This is a genomic window from Serratia sp. L9 (assembly GCF_050632285.1).
Taxonomy (GTDB): Bacteria; Pseudomonadota; Gammaproteobacteria; order Enterobacterales; family Enterobacteriaceae; genus Chania.
Window position 1 is genome coordinate 3,611,845 of sequence record NZ_CP192591.1, and the last position, 17,473, is coordinate 3,629,317.

Below are 17,473 nucleotides of genomic sequence, written 5' to 3' on the forward strand. Positions count from 1 at the left end.
TTTCTCCTCAACAACCCCAACGTAATGCCGGCGTATTGACTGGCGCGTCCCATAACATCAACATTTCCCGATCGGCTTTTAACAACGTAATCGAGACCCCTTCCATATTCAGTGCCGTGCAATAGTTACCGACCAGACGACGGGCAATTCTAAAACCCGCCTTCTCACAGTTTTGCGCCACCCGGCGGTAGACGCCGTACAGCTCGGACTCCGGTGTCGCACCAAGACCGTTCACCAATACAATGTAGTCCTGCTGGGCTTCATAAGGCGTATTGGTGACTTCGACGTCATTCCATTGGCCGGTGGCCCGATCCCAATGGTGGTGGTAGCGGGTATAAGGTGTGTTATCGACTATCTGAGCGAACATGTTGTCTACCAGCGCATCGGCAGTGGTGAACTTGCTCAGTTCAATACCCGGTTCGCCATGAATGCCGACGCCGAATTCCACCTCATTCTCTTCCAGCATAAAAGACGGCTTGCCTGCCGCAGGGACGATGCAGGCAGAGAGGGCGGCACCAAAGGAACGGGTGGCATTGTTGATCCGCCGGGCCAGGGTTTCGCATTCTGTCAGGTTGTAACCTTTGTCTGCCGCGGCACCGACAATCTTTTCAACCAGCACCGTGCCCGCCACGCCACGTCGCCCAGCGGTATACAGGCTGTCTTTTACGGCAACGTCATCATCAATCAGCACGGCCCCCACCGCGATACCATCGGCATGCAGCAGTTCCACGGCGGTTTCAAAGTTGAGTACGTCACCGGTGTAGTTTTTGATAAAGAACAGCACGCCTTCGTTACTGTTCAGCTTGTGGCCGCATTCGTACATCTGATCGGGCGTAGGTGAAGTAAACACTTCGCCGGGGCAGGCACCGGTTAACATCCCACGGCCGATAAAGCCCGCATGCAGCGGTTCGTGGCCGCTGCCACCGCCAGAGATCAACGCGACCTGCCCGGTAGTCTGCTCGTGCCACATGTAACGAGGCTGATAGCTGATCTTCAACTCAGGGTGGGCCATAACCAACCCTTCCATTTGCTCTTTAACCAGATCCTCAATTTCATTAATCATCTTTTTCATTTTGCTGCCTTGAATAAATCGCAGGGAGTTAGTTGATAACAGCGATAGTATTTTTGGCAGCCAATGGGTGCAATCAACGGGGGAGTGCTTCGAAATGAAACGGTACCGCAGCGTAAAGGTTTCATAATGGAACTTTTTGCGGATTGTACGCAGCAGGATGTGATCTCTCCCATAATCTGGCTAAAACACTGTCCTGAAGATGAAGGTTATGTCGCTCTTATCATGCTTCATGAAGCCGGTTTTGGCGCAATGCTGTTGAATAATCGCCTCAGGCTTATGCTGTTTCCACGCCAGACAACCCCGTATTGATACAAGCTGAGGGCCAGGCGCAAACCTTAAATGTGTCATAAACCGCTACCCTGTGAGTTTCAAGTTGCCGCGAGTGCAGGTAACGACGCTGTAGCTTGAAAGGCGACGGGTATCTATATGGACGGTATCCATGGATAAAATCATTATTAGCCCAAGCAAATATGTTCAGGGCGAGGATTTAATCAGTAATATTGCTCATTACGTTAAAACGATGGGAGGCCAACCGCTGGTCATTGCCGATGACTTTGTCACTCGTCTGGTCGGCGATAAGGTAAAGCAAAGTTTTAAACAGCATGATTTGCCGTTGGTGATGGATACTTTCCACGGCGAGTGTTCACGCCCGGAGATAGAGCGTATTATTGATAGTTGCGTTAAGCAGAAAACTGACGTGATTATCGGTATTGGCGGTGGGAAAACGCTGGATACGGCCAAAGCGGTCGGCTATTACCGCAAAATCCCGGTAGTGGTGGTGCCGACTATTGCCTCTACGGATGCGCCGACCAGTGCACTTTCGGTGATCTACACCCCGGAAGGTGAGTTCAGCGAATACCTTATCTTCCCGAAAAACCCCGATATGGTAATGATGGACACCAAGATTATTGCCGGTGCGCCAGTGCGTTTGCTGGTTTCTGGTATGGGTGACGCACTCTCTACCTATTTTGAAGCGCGTGCCAATATGAACTCGGGTAAAAAAACCATGGCCGGTGGCGCCCCCACCCGCGCCGCCCAGGCATTGGCGAAGCTGTGCTATGAAACACTGCTGGAAGATGGCCTGAAAGCCAAAGTGGCGGCAGAAAACGGCTGCTGTTCAAAAGCGGTAGAAAACATCATTGAGGCCAATACCTATCTCAGTGGCATTGGTTTTGAGAGCAGTGGGCTGGCGGGGGCGCATGCCATTCACAACGGGCTGACCAGGCTTGAAGAGTGCCACCATCTGTATCACGGCGAGAAAGTGGCGTTTGGTACTTTAGTGCAGCTGGTGCTGGAAAATGCGGCGATGAGTGAGATCATTACCGTGCTCGATTTCTGCCGCTCCGTTGGCCTGCCAACCAACCTGCATATGATGGGCGTGAAAGAATTGAACATGACCAAACTGCAGGCCGTGGCAGAAGCGGCCTGTGCAGAAGGGGAAACCATTCACAATATGCCGTTCCCGGTGCAGGCCAAGGATGTGCTGGCCGCCATTATTACCGCCCATCACCTGGGCTCCTGATATAAAACCGTCAGCGCTATCGCCGTGGCGCTGACGGGCTCAATATTATGCAAGCAAACGTAGCCGTCACTATTGAGCCTGTTTCAACCTGAAATGAATGATCAGCTCAGAGGTTCAAAATGGAACATATTTTTATCTGCGGAGAGGGATTTGTGATTAGCTGCAAATTAATGCCGTTTATTCGTAACAGAGAAACCTGTTTTTTAGCTCAGCATCATATTTTCAATCAGGTTAATTAACCGCTATTAGTTGTCGCGCCTGGTGAGGGATATTATTGAACAGGTCAATAGGGGCGTTTATATAGCGTAATAAATGTTAGCGCTCGCTAAATACAAATTAATAAGCACTGAAAATTCAATTACGGCCGTCGCCTGGCTAACGGGCGGCTGCCTATCAGTTTATTGTTAAAAATAGCTGGGAGATTGCAATGCAGAATAACTGGAAAAAGTGGGTCACGCTGATTTTGTGCGGCGTGGCAGGGAGTGCAATCTACAAGCTTCCCTATCTGCGTGAGACTTATTATGAAGCCATGCAGCAAGCCACCGGTGCGAGTAATGCCCAACTGGGTTTCTTGATGACCGCTTATGGGCTGGTCAACTTCCTGCTGTATTTGCCGGGCGGATGGGCTGCGGACCGTTTTTCCGCGCGTAAGCTGATGACCTTCTCCCTGGTTTCAACGGGTATTTCAGGCTTCTATTACGCCACGTTCCCTTCCTACATGATGATTGTGCTTTTGCATGCGCTTTGGGCCATCACCACAGTATTCACCTTCTGGGCCGTCTGCGTGCGCATTATCCGCACCCTGGGTGAAAGTGCCGAACAAGGGCGACTGTATGGCTACTGGTTCCTGGGCAAAGGGCTCACTTCTATTGTATTGGGCTTTCTGTCAGTGCCGCTGTTTGCCAAGTTTGGCGCAGGGGTTGAAGGGCTACGCGCCACGATCATTTTCTATTCTGTCGTCACCATACTGACCGGCGTTTTGGCCTGGTTTGTATTTGAAGACGAAGCCAAGTCGGGGGATAAATCCAACTTCCGCCTGGCGGATATGGCCTTCGTGTTGAAAATGCCCACGATGTGGCTGGCCGGGACGGTGACCTTCTGCATGTGGTCTATCTATATTGGTTTCGGCATGGTGACGCCGTATCTGACGCAGGTATTTCACATGAGCGGTGCCGAAGTGGCGGTCGCCAGCGTTATCCGGGCCTATGTGCTGTTTGCCTTGGGGGGTTAATTGGAGGGCAGTTGGCCGACCGTTGCCAGTCCCGTACTCGCTTTATGATTTATGCCTTTATGGGGATGATCGTTTTCACTCTGGTTTACGTCTTCTTGCCGGGCGATGCGAAATTCATTGGCATGGCTTTGGCGAATATGATTGCGCTTGGGGTATTTATTTACTCGGCCAATGCGGTGTTCTTCTCGATTATAGATGAAGTCAATATCCCAACCAAGGTAACGGGCACCGCAGCAGGGTTTATTTCATTACTGACGTATTTCCCGGAAATTTATTGCTACACCATGGTTGGCAATATGGTTGATAACAAACCCGGGGTAGCCGGCTATCACGATGTGTTTATGTTTATGCTCGGATGTGCCGTGGTGGGCCTGGTTGCCGCCCTGGTGTTGCAACGGATGAACAAAGCCACGCATGCAGAAAAGCTGGCGCTTAATAAAGCTGCCGAAGCCAAGGCTGGAGCAGCCCCTTGATGACAGAGAAGGGTGCAATGGAAAAGGAACGGATTATTCAGGAGTTTGTGCCGGGTAAGCAGGTCACGCTGGCACACTTTATTGCACATCCGGGTGAAGATCTGGCGAAAAAATAGGTGTTCCCGGAGCAGAGGCGATAGGGATTATGACTCTGACACCGGGGGAAACCTCAATGATCGCGGGCGATCTGGCCACCAAAGCTGCCAACGTGAATATCGGGTTTCTGGATCGTTTTACCGGCGCGCTGGTGATTTATGGTTCGGTGGGGGCGGTGGAGGAAGCGTTGCAGCAAACGGTGAATGGCCTGAGCCAACTGTTGAATTACTCTATTTGTGCGATTACCCGGAGTTAAATAATGCGGCGCGCTATTTTTGTCGGCGCGGTGGGTGCCGGTAAAACCACACTGTTTAATCGTCTGCAAGGGGATTATTCCCTGGCACGTAAAACGCAGGCGGTGGAATTTAATGACTGGGGTGATATAGACACGCCGGGCGAATATTTCAGCCACCCTCGGTTATATCATGCGCTGATCAGTAACCTGGTGGATTGCGAATTATTGATTTATGTCCATGCGGCTAACGATCTGCAATGTCGGATACCTAGCGGGTTATTGGATATTTATCCTCATGTGAAACGTGTTGCGGTAATAACCAAAGCGGATGTCGCCGATGCAGAAGTGGAAAAGGTCAAGGCGATGCTGGCAGAACATGGCTTCCGGCCACTGATATTTGTAGTTAACAGCTTTGACGCAGGCAGCCTGACGGTATTCAAGGCTTTTCTGACCAGGCAAGGGGAATATATCGATGAAGAAACTGATCACCGCCAATGATATTCGCGATGCATCGGCGCAGGGGCTGCAACAGATTGTTGTGGTATTGCGTGATTGCATTATCACTCCAGAGGCTCACCTGGTCGCGGAGCAACTGGGTATCAGTATCAGCGAACAGCCGCAGCCTGCCGAATCACTGCCAGAGCCTGCGTCTCGCCATACGCCGGAACGCCAGCGGATCCGCGAACATGTTCTGTCGCACTTGCCCGAAGGTAGCGTAACGGAAACGCTGTTATCCCAATTGATCGACAAGGTCGAGCAGGAACAGCGTGCGCTGGTGCAGCAGACCACCGCAGATGCTGTCCCGGCCAGTTTTCGCTCGGTGACCGGCAAAGGCGGGATCAAGGTGGTGGATGGCGCTTCGGTGAGTTTTGGCCGCTTTGAGGGTGCCGCCGACCACCGGGTTGGCCTGAGCGATCTGATCACCGCGCGAGATGGCAGCAGCATGGCTGCTGGGTTTATGCGTTGGGAAAAAGGCTTCTTTCCCTGGACGCTGAACTACGACGAAATCGACATGGTGCTTGAAGGGGAACTGCATATTCGCCATCAGGGCGAAACGCTGATTGGCAAGGCGGGCGATGTGGTTTTCATCCCTAAAGGCTCGAGTATTGAATTTGGCACCCCAAGCCAGGTGCGCTTTCTGTATGTCGCCTGGCCAGCTGACTGGCAGGAGTGCTGATATGAATTCAGGGAGGGCAGCATGTTGATTGAACGTTGCCAACGCTTGGCACAACGCCAACCGCGCCGGGTAGTTTTCCCTGATGCCCTGGACGTGCGGGTATTGGAGGCGGCGAGCTATCTGTTGCATCAGGGGTTGGCGTTGCCAGTCCTGCTCGCCAATCCGTTTGCCTTACGCCATTTTGCCCATAACCAACGCATGACCATCGATGGCCTCCAGGTGATTGATCCGGCAAGCTCCAGCGATTGGTGTGCGGAGTTTGAACATCGCCTGCATCAGCGTTTGGGGGCCAAAGCACCGGAAAACAGCGCAGAAAAACTGCAGCAACCCTTGTGGTTTGCGGCCGCTATGCTGGCCGCGGGCAAGGCCGATCTGTGTATTGCCGGTAATTTATCCTCCACTGCCGCAGTGCTACGCGCCGGGCTGAAGGTTATCGGCCTGCAACCAGGGGTAAAAACCCTCTCTTCACTGTTCCTGATGTTGCCGCCAGGCCCTGGAGCCATTTTGGGCTTTGCCGATTGCAGCGTGGTGCCTCAGCCAACGGCGGCACAGCTCGCCGATATTGCGCTGAGCAGTGCCGCCACCTATCAGGCCATTACGGGTGAACCGGCCCGGGTAGCGATGCTGTCATTCTCTACCTGGGGCAGCGCCAAACACCCCGATGTCGCCTCTGTCCAGCAGGCGACCGAACGGGTCCGCGCCCGGAACCCCGATCTCTGCGTGGAGGGGGAACTGCAGTTTGATGCGGCATTCTCCCCAGAGGTCGCCAACCAGAAGGCTCCGGGTAGCCTATTGGCTGGCCGGGCAAACGTCATGGTCTTTCCCTCACTCGAGGCGGGTAACATTGGTTACAAAATCGCCCAGCGGCTGGGAGGATACCGGGCCTTGGGGCCACTGATCCAGGGATTGAATGCCCAGATGCATGATTTGTCACGGGGCTGCAGCGCCAGAGACATTATCGAACTGGTGCTGGTCGCACAAACCCAGTGCCAGCCAGCGGTTCAGACGCTGCGGGCATCAACCACATAACAGGTTATACAAACCGGTCCCAAACGGGGACCTCACAACGAGGAATACATCATGGAAGCATTGGGATTGATCGAAACCAAAGGGCTGGTGGCGTTGATTGAAGCGTCAGATGCCATGGTCAAGGCAGCCAGGGTCAAGCTGGTTGGGGTGAAGCAAATTGGCGGTGGCCTGGTTACCGCCATGGTTCGTGGCGATGTTGCAGCCTGCAAGGCCGCAACCGATGCCGGTGCGGCAGCGGCGGCGCGCATTGGCGAACTGGTTTCAGTGCATGTGATCCCACGTCCACATGGCGATCTGGAAGAAATTTTTCCAATCAGAATGTCCGGCGACAACCCAATCGACTAATCCGCTAGCGGTGGCTTGGCCTGCGTGACATTACGGGGGAATGTCACGTCTGGCTACCTGCTATGCAGTTCGGTTTTTTATCGCAAAGCGGAAGGAAGTGAACATGAAACTGGCCGTAGTGATTGGGCAGATCGTGTGCACCGTAAGGCATGCCGGTCTGGAACATGACAGATTGCTCCTGGTGGAAACGATTAATCGCCAGGGAGCGCCGAGCGGTGAATGTGCCGTTGCGACTGACAGCATCGGGGCAGGCAACGGTGAGTGGGTGCTGCTGGTCAGTGGCAGCTCCGCACGCTGTGCGAATCATCATGGCTCTTCGCCGGTCGATCTGAGCGTTATCGGCATTGTGGATGAGGCCGTAATGGAAAGTCAGGTCATTTTCCACAAATAGTGCAGTGATGGGGGCAAATGGTGAGCATTGACCAGAAAGAGATAGAGCAGGTGGTGAAAGCGGTGTTGGCTGGCATGGGGGCAACGCTGCCAGTCACGACGCCATCAGCGGGCAACGGCAGCGGCGTTTTTACCTCGCTGGATGATGCGGTGCGCGCGGCAACCCTGGCGCAAAAAAACTGCACCAGATCGCCATGCGGCAACTGGCGATAGCGGCTATCCGCCAGGCCGGTGAGCAACATGCGCAACTGTTGGCGGAGTTGGCGGTTGAAGAAACCGGCATGGGGCGGGTGGCTGATAAATATGCCAAGAACGTCGCTCAGGCGAGGGGAACCCCCGGCGTGGAGTGCCTGCAACCTCAAGTACTCACCGGCGATAACGGCCTGACCCTGATCGAGAATGCCGCCTGGGGCGTGGTGGCGTCGGTGACACCTTCGACCAACCCGGCTGCCACGGTGATCAACAACGCCATCAGTATGATAGCGGCAGGAAACAGCGTGGTATTTGCGCCGCATCCGGCGGCCAGAAAGGTGTCCCAGAAGGCGATCAGCCTGTTGAACGAGGCGATTGTCGCCGCAGGTGGCCCGGCGGATCTGCTGGTTACGGTCGTGAACCCGGATATCGAGACGGCACAGCGCCTGTTCAGGTATCCCGGTATCGGCCTGCTGGTGGTCACTGGGGGCGAGGCGGTGGTGGAGGCTGCGCGCAAACATACCGATAAGCGGCTGATTGCCGCAGGTGCGGGCAACCCGCCAGTGGTAGTGGATGAAAGTGCTGATATTCCCCGCGCTGCGCGTGCCATCGTGCAAGGGGCGTCCTTTGACAACAATCTGATCTGCGCCGATGAAAAGGTGGTGATCGTGGTGGACAGCGTCGCCGAGGCGTTGCTGACCGAAATGCAGCGCCAACAGGCGGTGCTGCTCACCGATGAGCAGGTGCGGCAACTGATGCCCATCCTGCTGAAGACGGTTGATGAAAACGGCAAAGGGCAGGTTAGCCGTGATTGGGTTGGCCGTGATGCCGCCAAGATCGCGACCGCAATCGGGCTGAATGTCAGCCGCGAGACGCGCCTTTTGTTGGCGCAGACGGACGCGCGCCATCCATTTGCCGTCACTGAAATGATGATGCCGGTGCTGCCGGTGGTGCGGGCGGCTAACGTGCAACAGGCCATCGACCTGGCGGTGAAGCTGGAAGGCGGCTGCCATCATACGGCGGCAATGCATTCACGCAACATTGAACATCTTGATCGGATGGCCAATGCCATCAACACCAGCATTTTTGTTAAAAACGGGCCTTGTATCGCCGGGTTGGGTTTTGGCGGTGAAGGCTGGACGTCCATGACCATTACCACCCCAACCGGGGAAGGCGTGACATCGGCACGGACTTTTGTGCGCCTGCGCCGCTGTGTGCTGGTAGATGCATTCCGTATTGTCTAAAAGGGGGTTGCCATGTCAGTCGATCATACATCAGCCGAAAGGGTGCAGGCGGCAATCTACCATGCCCTGGATAGGGTAAATGCCCGCCAGGTCAGAGAGTTTGCCGTCCCTCCCAGGACCTTGATGGGGCCGGGGGCCGCAGTGTGCTGTGGGCAAGCGTTGGCAGAGCGCGGCATTCAGCGGGTGTTTGTTCTGGTTGACGGCAACCTGTATCTCGCCGGTATGACGCAGGGAGTGCTGCGCAGCCTGCAACAAGGGGGCGTGGCCTATGAAATCTGGTCTTGTCCTGCTGGTGAGCCCATCGACAGTGATGTATTCGCGGCGGTACAGCAATTACAGCAGTCAAATTGTGACGGCATTCTGGCATTGGGCGGCGGATCGATACTGGATGCCGCCAAGGCCGTTGCCGTGCTGGCCGCCAACCCAACGCTGGCCTTAGCGGATTTATGCCCAGAGACACGATTGGCACCGCGCCTGCCCCTGATCGCTATACCCACAACGGCGGGAACCGGTTCGGAGGCCACCAACGTTGCTGTGATCATCTCTGCGCTATCCCATCATAAACAGGTCTTGCTGCATAGGGCGCTGCTGCCCGATCTGGCGATCATTGATGCCAGCCTGACGCTGGGTGTTCCCGCACAGATCACTGCGGCAACGGGCATTGATGCGCTGACCCATGCGATAGAGGCTTATGTGGCCAGCAATGCCACGCCGTTGACCCGCAGCCTGGCTTACCGTGCCATTGGCCTGATTGGTGAAGCGTTGCCGCAAGCGGTTGGGCGAGGGCAGGATGTGGCCGCCCGTGAATCGCTGATGACGGCCTCTTACATGGCGGGCATGGCGTTTTCCAATGCCGGCTTGGGAGTCTGCCATGCCTGCGCGCACCAGATCGGCGCGGCCTACGGCATTCCACATGGGATGGCGAACGCCATTATGCTGCCAGCGGTGATGAATTTTAACCGTCTGGTCTGCAAGCAGACCTATGCCGAAATCGGTTATGCCTTGACCGGGGTGATGGGGAGCGATCTTGATGCTATCCAGGCGGTGGAGCAGTTGATCTATGTGGTGGAACTCAACCTCGATTTAGCATCTATGGGGGGAAGGAGGCGGATTTTGCCGGGTTCGCCGAGGCCGCCATGCAGGATGCCTGTATTCGCACCAACCCACGCAGCGTAAGCGCAGAACAGATTGTGATGCTGTATCAGACTTCGTGATAGAGCGCTGGCGCTTGGGTCAACTGCGTTTACCGATTGGCTCCCTTTCTGAAAGGGGCATCAAACTGACGAGTATTATCCAACAGGGAGAATGGGCCGTGAAGACGCGCGAGCTGCTGAGTGTGGGCATCGACATTGGCACGACAACGACTCAGGTGATCTTCTCACGCCTGTCTTTGATCAACCGTGCCGCTGTTTCTCAGGTGCCGTGCTATGAGTTCGTCAAGCGAGAAATCACCTGGCAAAGCCCGGTGTTGTTCACGCCAGTCGACTTTGCGGGTGATCTGCGGCTGGAGGAGTTGCTGGCGCTGATCTTGGCCCAGTATCAGGCGGCGGACATTGCGCCCGAAAGCGTGGATTCCGGTGCCATTATCATTACCGGGGAAACCGCCAAAACCCGCAATGCCCGCCCGGCGGTGATGGCGTTATCCCAGCGGCTTGGCGATTTTGTGGTGGCTACCGCCGGGCCACATCTGGAGTCGGTTCTGGCCGGTTTGGGGTCTGGGGGGCGGGCTTTGTCAGAGCGCAAGTTGGCGCGGGTACTGAACATTGATATTGGTGGCGGAACGGCCAACTACGCGCTGTTTGACGCCGGTCACGTGCGCGCCTCTGCCTGCCTCAACGTGGGGGGCGTTTACTGGAAACTGACCTTCAGGGGCACGTAATAAGGGCACATCCGCCGGGCCAGTGGATTGCCGATGCGCTGTTTGGCGACGCGACCCACCTGCAAGGTTTGACCCTCGGTCAGTTGGGGCAGATGGCCGATTGCATGGCTCAGTTGCTGTGGGAAATCGTGGTGGGCCAGCCCTCTGAGCTGGCCAGGCGGTTGCTGATGACCGAGGCCTTGCCCGACTGCGGCAATCTGTTTGCGCTAACAATATCTGGCGGCGTGGGTGAGTGCCTGCGGAGCGGCCAAAATGATGATTTGTTCCGCTTTGGTGATATCGGGCCCCTGTTGGCTCAGGCGATCCGTCGCCACGTTGGGTTTACCGCCTTGCCGATGCAACCCCCAGTCAGACGGTGCGTGCCACGGTGATCGGTGCCGGGGCACATACGCTGTCGTTATCCGGCAGCACTATCTGGCTGGATGAGGTGGCGTTGCCGATCCGCAATATCCCGGTGGTTCATCCGTCGGAGAATCACGATTTACCGCTGCTGGCCTGCTGGCAACAGGCGCTGCTGCAACGGGATCTTGATGCGGGAGAAGATCTCTATGCCCTGGCGTTACCCGCGTCCTTGCCGGTGAATGCCGCAGCGGTTCAGCTCTGCATAAGCGCATTGCACGGTTTTTCGCTGCGTTATCCCAACCCACACCCGCTATTGGTGGTCGCCAGCCAGGATTTTGGCAAGGCGCTCGGCATGTTATTGCGGCCAACTGTGGCACCACGCAAGCTGGCGGTGATCGACGAAGTGCGCACCCGCACCGGCGATTACCTGGATATCGGCCTGCCCTTGTTCAATGGCGCCGTGGTGCCGGTCACCATCAAATCACTCGCATTTCCTTCCTGAGGGAACCTGGTTATGAAGCTGAAAACCCAGCTGTTTGGTAAGTCGTATCAGTTTAAGGATGTTAAGCAGGTATTGGCGAAAGCCAACGAACTGCGTTCGGGAGATTTGCTGGCCGGGATTGCCGCAGAAAGTGCGCAAGAGCGTGTGGCGGCCAAGCAGGTTTTGTCGGAGATGAGCGTGGCGGATATCCGCATGAATCCGGTGATCCCTTATGAAGAGGACTGCGTAACGCGCATTATCCAGGATGATATCAACGAGACCGCCTACGCCAAGGTCAGAAACTGGACCATTGGTGAACTGCGGGAATATATCCTGCGTGATGAGAGCAGCATTGATGATATTGCCTGGTTGCGCAAGGGGCTCAGCGCCGAAGTGGTGGCCGCCGTCGCCAAAATCTGTTCCAACGCCGATTTGATCTACGGCGGAAAAAAATCCCGGTGATCAAGAAGGCCAATACCACTATTGGCCTGCCGGGGACATTCAGCGCCCGTTTGCAACCCAACGATACTCGCGACGGCGTGCAGAGCATCGAAGCGCAAATTTACGAAGGGCTTTCCTACGGCGTGGGGGATGCGGTGATCGGGGTCAACCCGGTTACCGACGACGTGGATAACCTGAGCCGGGTGCTGGATACCATTTACAGCGTGATCGACAAGTTTGCCATCCCGACCCAGGGGTGTGTGTTGTCCCATGTCACTACACAGATTGAAGCGATCCGTCGCGGAGCGCCTGGTGGCCTGATCTTCCAAAGCATCTGCGGCAGCGAGAAAGGCCTGAAGGAGTTCGGGGTCGAGTTGGCGATGCTGGATGAGGCGCGAGCCGTGGGAGCGGAGTTTAATCGCATTGCCGGTGATAACTGCCTTTACTTCGAAACCGGGCAGGGTGCGGCCCTGTCTGCCGGCGCGCATTTTGGTGCCGATCAGGTCACCATGGAGGCGCGTAACTACGGCCTGGCGCGGCATTATGATCCCTTTATGGTGAACACCGTGGTGGGCTTTATCGGGCCAGAATATCTCTATAACGATCGCCAGATTATCCGTGCCGGGTTGGAAGACCACTTTATGGGGAAATTGAGCGGTATCTCGATGGGTTGCGATTGCTGCTACACCAATCATGCGGATGCCGATCAGAACCAGAATGAAAACCTGATGGTGCTGCTGGCGACGGCGGGCTGCAATTTTATTATCGGCATGGCGATGGGGGACGACATCATGCTCAATTACCAGACTACCGCGTTCCACGACACCGCCACCGTACGCCAATTGCTGAACCTGCGGCCAGCGCCAGAGTTTGAACGCTGGCTTGAGGTGCGTGGCGTGATGGCCAATGGCCGCCTGACCGCCCGTGCTGGCGATCCATCATTGTTCTTCTGAGGTAAGCCCCATGGATCACGAACAGATTGAAGAGATTGTGCGTAGCGTCATGCTGCAGATGGCTCCGCCGGTTGAGATTGCCACCGCAGCCCCGGCTATCAACATTCCGGAAACGGCAGGTTGTTCTCTGGATCTCGGTTCCGCCGAAGCCAGGCAATGGATCGGGGTTGAGCAACCCCAGCACCCGGAAGTCTTGCAGGAACTGCGAAATAACACGGCGGCCCGTGTCTGTATTGGGCGCAGCGGGCCACGGCCAAGAACCTTGGCTTTACTGCGTTTTCTGGCCGACCATTCCCGCGCCAAGGATACGGTGCTCAAGGACGTGCCTGCGCAGTGGGTGCAACAGCAAGGGTTGCTGGAAGTGCAGTCGGAGATCGAGGACAAAAGCCTTTATCTGACCCGCCCGGATCTGGGCCGCTGCCTAAGCCCGGGTGCGGTGGATATATTGAAAGCGCAGTGCACGCTAAACCCGGACGTTCAGGTGGTGCTCTCTGATGGGCTGTCGACCGATGCCATTACGGCCAACTACGAAGAGATCTTGCCCATCTTGCTGCAGGGGCTGGAACTGGCGGGCATGAAAGTCGGTACGCCGTTCTTTGTACGCTATGGCCGGGTCAAGATTGAAGATCAGATCGGTGAACTGCTGGGTGCCAAAGTGGTGGTGTTATTGATCGGGGAGCGGCCTGGCTTGGGGCAGTCGGAGAGCCTGTCATGTTATGCGGTGTATTCTCCAAAGGTTGCCACCACGGTGGAGGCGGATCGCACCTGTATTTCCAATATCCATCGCGGGGGAACGCCACCGGTAGAGGCGGCTGCGGTGATTGTCGATCTGGTACAGCGCATGCTGGAACAGCAGGCCTCGGGTATTCACCTTAACCGTTAAACGGAGGTTACAGTGCCAGCACTGGATCCGATTAAACCCAGCGTGAAAGCCATGCGGGTAATTGCTTCACTGCATGCGAATTTTCGCCGTGAGCTTCAACTGCCCGCGTCTATCCGCAGCCTGGGGTTGCTGACCGCCGACGCTGATGATGTGGCTTACATTGCCGCCGATGAAGCGACCAAGCAGGCGCAGGTTGAAGTGGTGTATGGGCGCTCACTGTATGCTGGCGTGGCTCATAGCCCCTCGCCCAGCGCGGGTGAAGTGCTGATTATGCTCGGCGGGCCTAACCCGGCACAGGTGAGAGCCGGGTTGGATGCCATGCGCAATACCATCGAGCAGGGGCCTGCTTTCCAATGGGCCAACGACGGTGAGGATACGGCTTTTCTGGCCTACCTGGTGCCGCGAACGGGCTCCTATCTCTCTGGTTTGGCCGGTGTTGCATTGGGAGAGCCGCTGGCTTATCTGGTCGCTCCGCCTTTGGAAGCCACCTGTGGCATTGACGCTGCATTGAAAGCTGCGGGTGTCCAATTGATGAGCTATGTGCCGCCACCTTCGGAAACCAACTACTCCTCGGCGTTGATGTCTGGCAGCCAGGCGGCTTGTCAGGAGGCCTGCCAGGCTTTCCGTGCGGCAGTGTTGAATATCGCATGCTGCCCGATCCAGTACGCGTAACGGGAAAATATCATGATCAATGCGTTGGGATTGCTCGAAGTTACCGGGTTGGTGGCCGGGATTGATGCCGTTGATGCCATGTTGAAATCTGCGTCGGTCAGGCTATTGAATCATCAGATTATGACGCCGGGCATGGTCACACTGGTGGTTGAAGGGGACCTGGCCGCTTGCCGTGCCGCGTTGGATGCCGGAGCGGCAGCGGCCAGCCGCACTGGCAAGGTGATTAGCCACCAAATAATAGGCCGCCCGGATAAGGATACGGAATGGTTGGTGATGCATCTGCAAGGCCGTAGTCTAAGCCGCCCTGAGCCTGGGCAACTGCTGGTGATGATCCAAGGTGCACCGCGGGGGTGACGGCAGGGGAAGTGGCAGCCCAGCTTGATTACCCGTTGGAGCAAGCCCGTTTAGCGTTGGAAAAACTTTATCTTGCTGGCCGGTTACGAAAACGCAGCAGCCGTTATCGGCTAAAAGCCTAAGCCGGTGCCGGCCCTCATCACCGACGTCTGAGCCGTTTGCCCCAGCGCCTTATGGCGATCACTCCTCGGCAAATAGCTGCCATAACGCCTCAACGGATTTCGCCATCTGGGTCACTGGCCGGTAGAGCCGTATTTCTATCGGTAAGCAAAGGTCGTCGTGGCTGCCGGCCGCAGCAGCGATTTTCCCGCTTTCAACGTCGGGTTCAGCCAGCGTTTGTGGCAACCAGGCGACGCCATCACCGGCTTTGACCATCGCCAGTAACGTGGCGGCCAGATCGGAGGTGAACGCTAACGCCATACCCTTTTTGGCGCGGTTAATGGCCACATTGTTTGAAAGGATCCTGCCCAGACCGGAGTCATTGCTGAATGACAGGTAAGGGAACGCCTGTTTCTGCCCCACTTGCCACATCGGTGCCGATGAATCTGGCTGCACCTTGCTGTAGGGAACCAACCTATCTTCCCCTAAACGCACGCTGAGGAATTTTTCTGGGTCGAGAGCCATCTGCATATGCGGGTGGTAATGGCACAGCAGAAATTGGGCCTCTCCCTGGATTAACATCCTTTCGCAGGCTCTCAGCGTATCGGAGAGCAGGCGAAAAGAGCCCAGCCGGGTAATATTTTTATTACTCCTCAACAGTGCCGGAAAGAAAGAGAACGATAAGGCGTGGGTCGCGGCAAACACTACGTCAGGCTGGTATTGCCCGCCAGCATCCAGAGTTTCCCCCTGATGGCGTAGAGCGCCCTGATAAGCTCAGGAGCCTGTTTGCAGAAAACCTCACCGGCCTTGGTCAGATGAACGCCTCTTCTGTTTCGTTCAAACAGCGCGGTACCTACCCATTGTTCGAGCGACTGGATCCGGCGGCTAAAGGCGGGTTGAGTGACGTAGCGTGCTGCCGCTGCCCTGGAAAAATTAAGTGTCTCAGCCAGGGCAACGCAGTCCTCAAGCCAGGAAAGCTCCAGGTGATGCCGATTATGCATTACAGACATCCTTATTACGCATTGGATGCCCGGATTTTAAGCGCATAACATCGCTATCACAAGCCTCTTAGCGGTAAGGCCATGCAAAACTGGCATAAATGCCAAATGGGTTAAAACGACAGATTTATCCTGGCAACTGACATCTCTGGAGAGAAAATGCGTATCACAGACGTGGTTGAAATTACCAAGCCGATAGCCTCACCGATCAGAAATGCCTATATCGATTTCAGTAAAATGACCACCAGCCTGGTGGCGGTGGTGACCGATGTGGTGGTGGATGGCCGCCGAGTGGTGGGTTATGGCTTCAACTCCAATGGGCGTTACGGGCAGGGCGGGCTGATCCGTGAGCGCTTCCGCGACCGTATCCTGCAGGCAGAACCAGAGAGTTTGCTCAATGAGCAGGGCGATAACTTCGATCCCCAACGGGTCTGGCAGGCGATGATGATGAATGAAAAGCCTGGTGGCCATGGTGAGCGTTCTGTGGCCGTCGGCACGCTGGATATGGCTATCTGGGATGCGACCGCCAAAATTGCCGGTAAGCCGTTATTCCGCATGCTGGCGGAGATGAAAGGCGTTAAAGCCAACCCGAACGTTTTCGTCTATGCGGCCGGGGGATACTACTACCCGGGTAAGGAGCTCACCGCTCTGCGCCAGGAGATGCGGAGTTATCTGGATCGCGGCTACAACGTGGTGAAAATGAAAATTGGCGGTGCGTCTCTGGCGGAGGATCGCCGCAGAATTGAGGCGGTGTTGGATGAAATAGGCCATGAGGCGCAGCTGGCGGTAGATGCCAATGGGCGTTTTGATTTGGAAACCGCGATTGCCTACGCAAAAATGCTGCGTGAATACCCGCTATTCTGGTACGAAGAAGTGGGTGATCCTCTGGATTACGCTTTGCAGGCCGCGCTAACGGAATTCTATCCGGGGCCGATGGCGACCGGGGAAAACCTGTTTTCGCACCAGGATGCGCGCAATCTGTTGCGTTATGGCGGCATGCGCCCCGATCGCGATTATCTGCAGTTTGACTGCGCACTGTCTTACGGGCTGGTGGAGTATCTGCGCACGCTGGACGTGCTGGAACAGTTTGGCTGGTCCCCGGCACGTTGCATCCCGCACGGTGGCCACCAGATGTCATTAAATATTGCCGCCGGGCTCGGGCTTGGGGGCAATGAAAGCTACCCGGATCTGTTCCAGCCTTATGGCGGATTCCCGGATTCAGTCAAGGTTGAAGATGGCCATATCATCATGCCCGAGCTGCCAGGCATTGGCTTCGAAGGCAAGTCCTGTCTGATAAAAGTGATGCGTGAGTTGGCCGAATAAGCCGTACCGGGAACCCTAAAGCTGCCTCCCCGGAGGTGGTCT

General features: G+C 56.0%; 13 protein-coding genes and 7 pseudogenes. 18 read left to right on the plus strand and 2 right to left on the minus strand.

The window, feature by feature from the left end; all coding sequences use genetic code 11:
• Positions 1 to 7: 7 nt before the first annotated feature.
• Positions 8 to 1,072, minus strand: coding sequence for a dihydroxyacetone kinase subunit DhaK (gene dhaK / locus ACQ86O_RS17105; protein ID WP_431222101.1), 1,065 nt, complete (start codon positions 1,070 to 1,072; stop codon positions 8 to 10).
• A 126-nt stretch (positions 1,073 to 1,198) separates the two neighbouring features.
• Between dhaK and ACQ86O_RS17110 the strand changes: the two genes are divergently transcribed.
• The 17 genes and pseudogenes from ACQ86O_RS17110 (at position 1,199) to ACQ86O_RS17190 (ending at position 15,133) form a co-directional block, all read left to right on the plus strand.
• Positions 1,199 to 1,381, plus strand: coding sequence for a hypothetical protein (locus tag ACQ86O_RS17110; RefSeq protein ID WP_431222102.1), 183 nt, complete (start codon positions 1,199 to 1,201; stop codon positions 1,379 to 1,381).
• 130 nt (positions 1,382 to 1,511) lie between these two features.
• Positions 1,512 to 2,594, plus strand: a complete 1,083-nt coding sequence (locus ACQ86O_RS17115) for a glycerol dehydrogenase (RefSeq protein WP_431222103.1) — start codon at positions 1,512 to 1,514, stop codon at positions 2,592 to 2,594.
• 427 nt (positions 2,595 to 3,021) lie between these two features.
• Positions 3,022 to 3,825: an MFS transporter gene (locus ACQ86O_RS17120; protein ID WP_431222104.1), complete on the plus strand. Its 804-nt coding sequence runs from the start codon at positions 3,022 to 3,024 to the stop codon at positions 3,823 to 3,825.
• An 11-nt stretch (positions 3,826 to 3,836) separates the two neighbouring features.
• Positions 3,837 to 4,298 carry a hypothetical protein gene (locus ACQ86O_RS17125; protein WP_431222105.1) on the plus strand — a complete coding sequence of 154 codons (462 nt, stop codon included), beginning with the start codon at positions 3,837 to 3,839 and terminating at the stop codon, positions 4,296 to 4,298.
• 17 nt (positions 4,299 to 4,315) lie between these two features.
• Positions 4,316 to 4,650, plus strand: a pseudogene (gene eutS / locus ACQ86O_RS17130) (ethanolamine utilization microcompartment protein EutS).
• Positions 4,651 to 4,653: 3 nt separating this feature from the next.
• A complete protein-coding gene (eutP, locus tag ACQ86O_RS17135) occupies positions 4,654 to 5,127 on the plus strand; it encodes a EutP/PduV family microcompartment system protein (protein WP_431222106.1) in 474 nt (157 codons plus the stop codon).
• Entirely contained in the window at positions 5,102 to 5,806 is a 705-nt protein-coding gene (gene eutQ, locus ACQ86O_RS17140; protein ID WP_431222107.1) for an ethanolamine utilization acetate kinase EutQ, read from the plus strand. The genes eutP and eutQ overlap by 26 nt, the downstream gene beginning before the upstream one ends.
• 21 nt (positions 5,807 to 5,827) lie before the next feature.
• The gene (locus tag ACQ86O_RS17145; protein ID WP_431222108.1) at positions 5,828 to 6,835 is read left to right on the plus strand and encodes a phosphate acetyltransferase; all 1,008 of its coding nucleotides are present in this window, start codon (positions 5,828 to 5,830) and stop codon (positions 6,833 to 6,835) included.
• Positions 6,836 to 6,886: 51 nt separating this feature from the next.
• Positions 6,887 to 7,180 carry an ethanolamine utilization microcompartment protein EutM gene (eutM, locus tag ACQ86O_RS17150; protein ID WP_431222109.1) on the plus strand — a complete coding sequence of 98 codons (294 nt, stop codon included), beginning with the start codon at positions 6,887 to 6,889 and terminating at the stop codon, positions 7,178 to 7,180.
• Positions 7,181 to 7,283: 103 nt separating this feature from the next.
• Positions 7,284 to 7,571, plus strand: coding sequence for an ethanolamine utilization microcompartment protein EutN (eutN, locus tag ACQ86O_RS17155; RefSeq protein ID WP_431222110.1), 288 nt, complete (start codon positions 7,284 to 7,286; stop codon positions 7,569 to 7,571).
• A 26-nt stretch (positions 7,572 to 7,597) separates the two neighbouring features.
• A pseudogene (locus ACQ86O_RS17160) lies at positions 7,598 to 9,006 on the plus strand (aldehyde dehydrogenase family protein).
• Positions 9,007 to 9,018: 12 nt separating this feature from the next.
• A pseudogene (locus ACQ86O_RS17165) lies at positions 9,019 to 10,220 on the plus strand (iron-containing alcohol dehydrogenase).
• A 98-nt stretch (positions 10,221 to 10,318) separates the two neighbouring features.
• Positions 10,319 to 11,729: pseudogene (gene eutA, locus ACQ86O_RS17170) on the plus strand (ethanolamine ammonia-lyase reactivating factor EutA).
• Positions 11,730 to 11,741: 12 nt separating this feature from the next.
• Positions 11,742 to 13,102, plus strand: a pseudogene (locus tag ACQ86O_RS17175) (ethanolamine ammonia-lyase subunit EutB).
• A 10-nt stretch (positions 13,103 to 13,112) separates the two neighbouring features.
• A complete protein-coding gene (gene eutC, locus ACQ86O_RS17180; RefSeq protein ID WP_431222111.1) occupies positions 13,113 to 13,985 on the plus strand; it encodes an ethanolamine ammonia-lyase subunit EutC in 873 nt (290 codons plus the stop codon).
• Positions 13,986 to 13,997: 12 nt separating this feature from the next.
• Positions 13,998 to 14,657: an ethanolamine utilization microcompartment protein EutL gene (gene eutL / locus ACQ86O_RS17185; RefSeq protein ID WP_431222112.1), complete on the plus strand. Its 660-nt coding sequence runs from the start codon at positions 13,998 to 14,000 to the stop codon at positions 14,655 to 14,657.
• 12 nt (positions 14,658 to 14,669) lie between these two features.
• A pseudogene (locus tag ACQ86O_RS17190) lies at positions 14,670 to 15,133 on the plus strand (BMC domain-containing protein).
• A 58-nt stretch (positions 15,134 to 15,191) separates the two neighbouring features.
• Here the strand turns inward: ACQ86O_RS17190 and ACQ86O_RS17195 are convergent.
• A pseudogene (locus ACQ86O_RS17195) lies at positions 15,192 to 16,111 on the minus strand (LysR family transcriptional regulator).
• Positions 16,112 to 16,267: 156 nt separating this feature from the next.
• Between ACQ86O_RS17195 and ACQ86O_RS17200 the strand changes: the two are divergent.
• Positions 16,268 to 17,431 (plus strand): mandelate racemase/muconate lactonizing enzyme family protein, encoded by a 1,164-nt coding sequence (locus ACQ86O_RS17200; RefSeq protein WP_431222113.1) that lies wholly within the window; start codon positions 16,268 to 16,270, stop codon positions 17,429 to 17,431.
• Positions 17,432 to 17,473 lie beyond the last annotated feature (42 nt).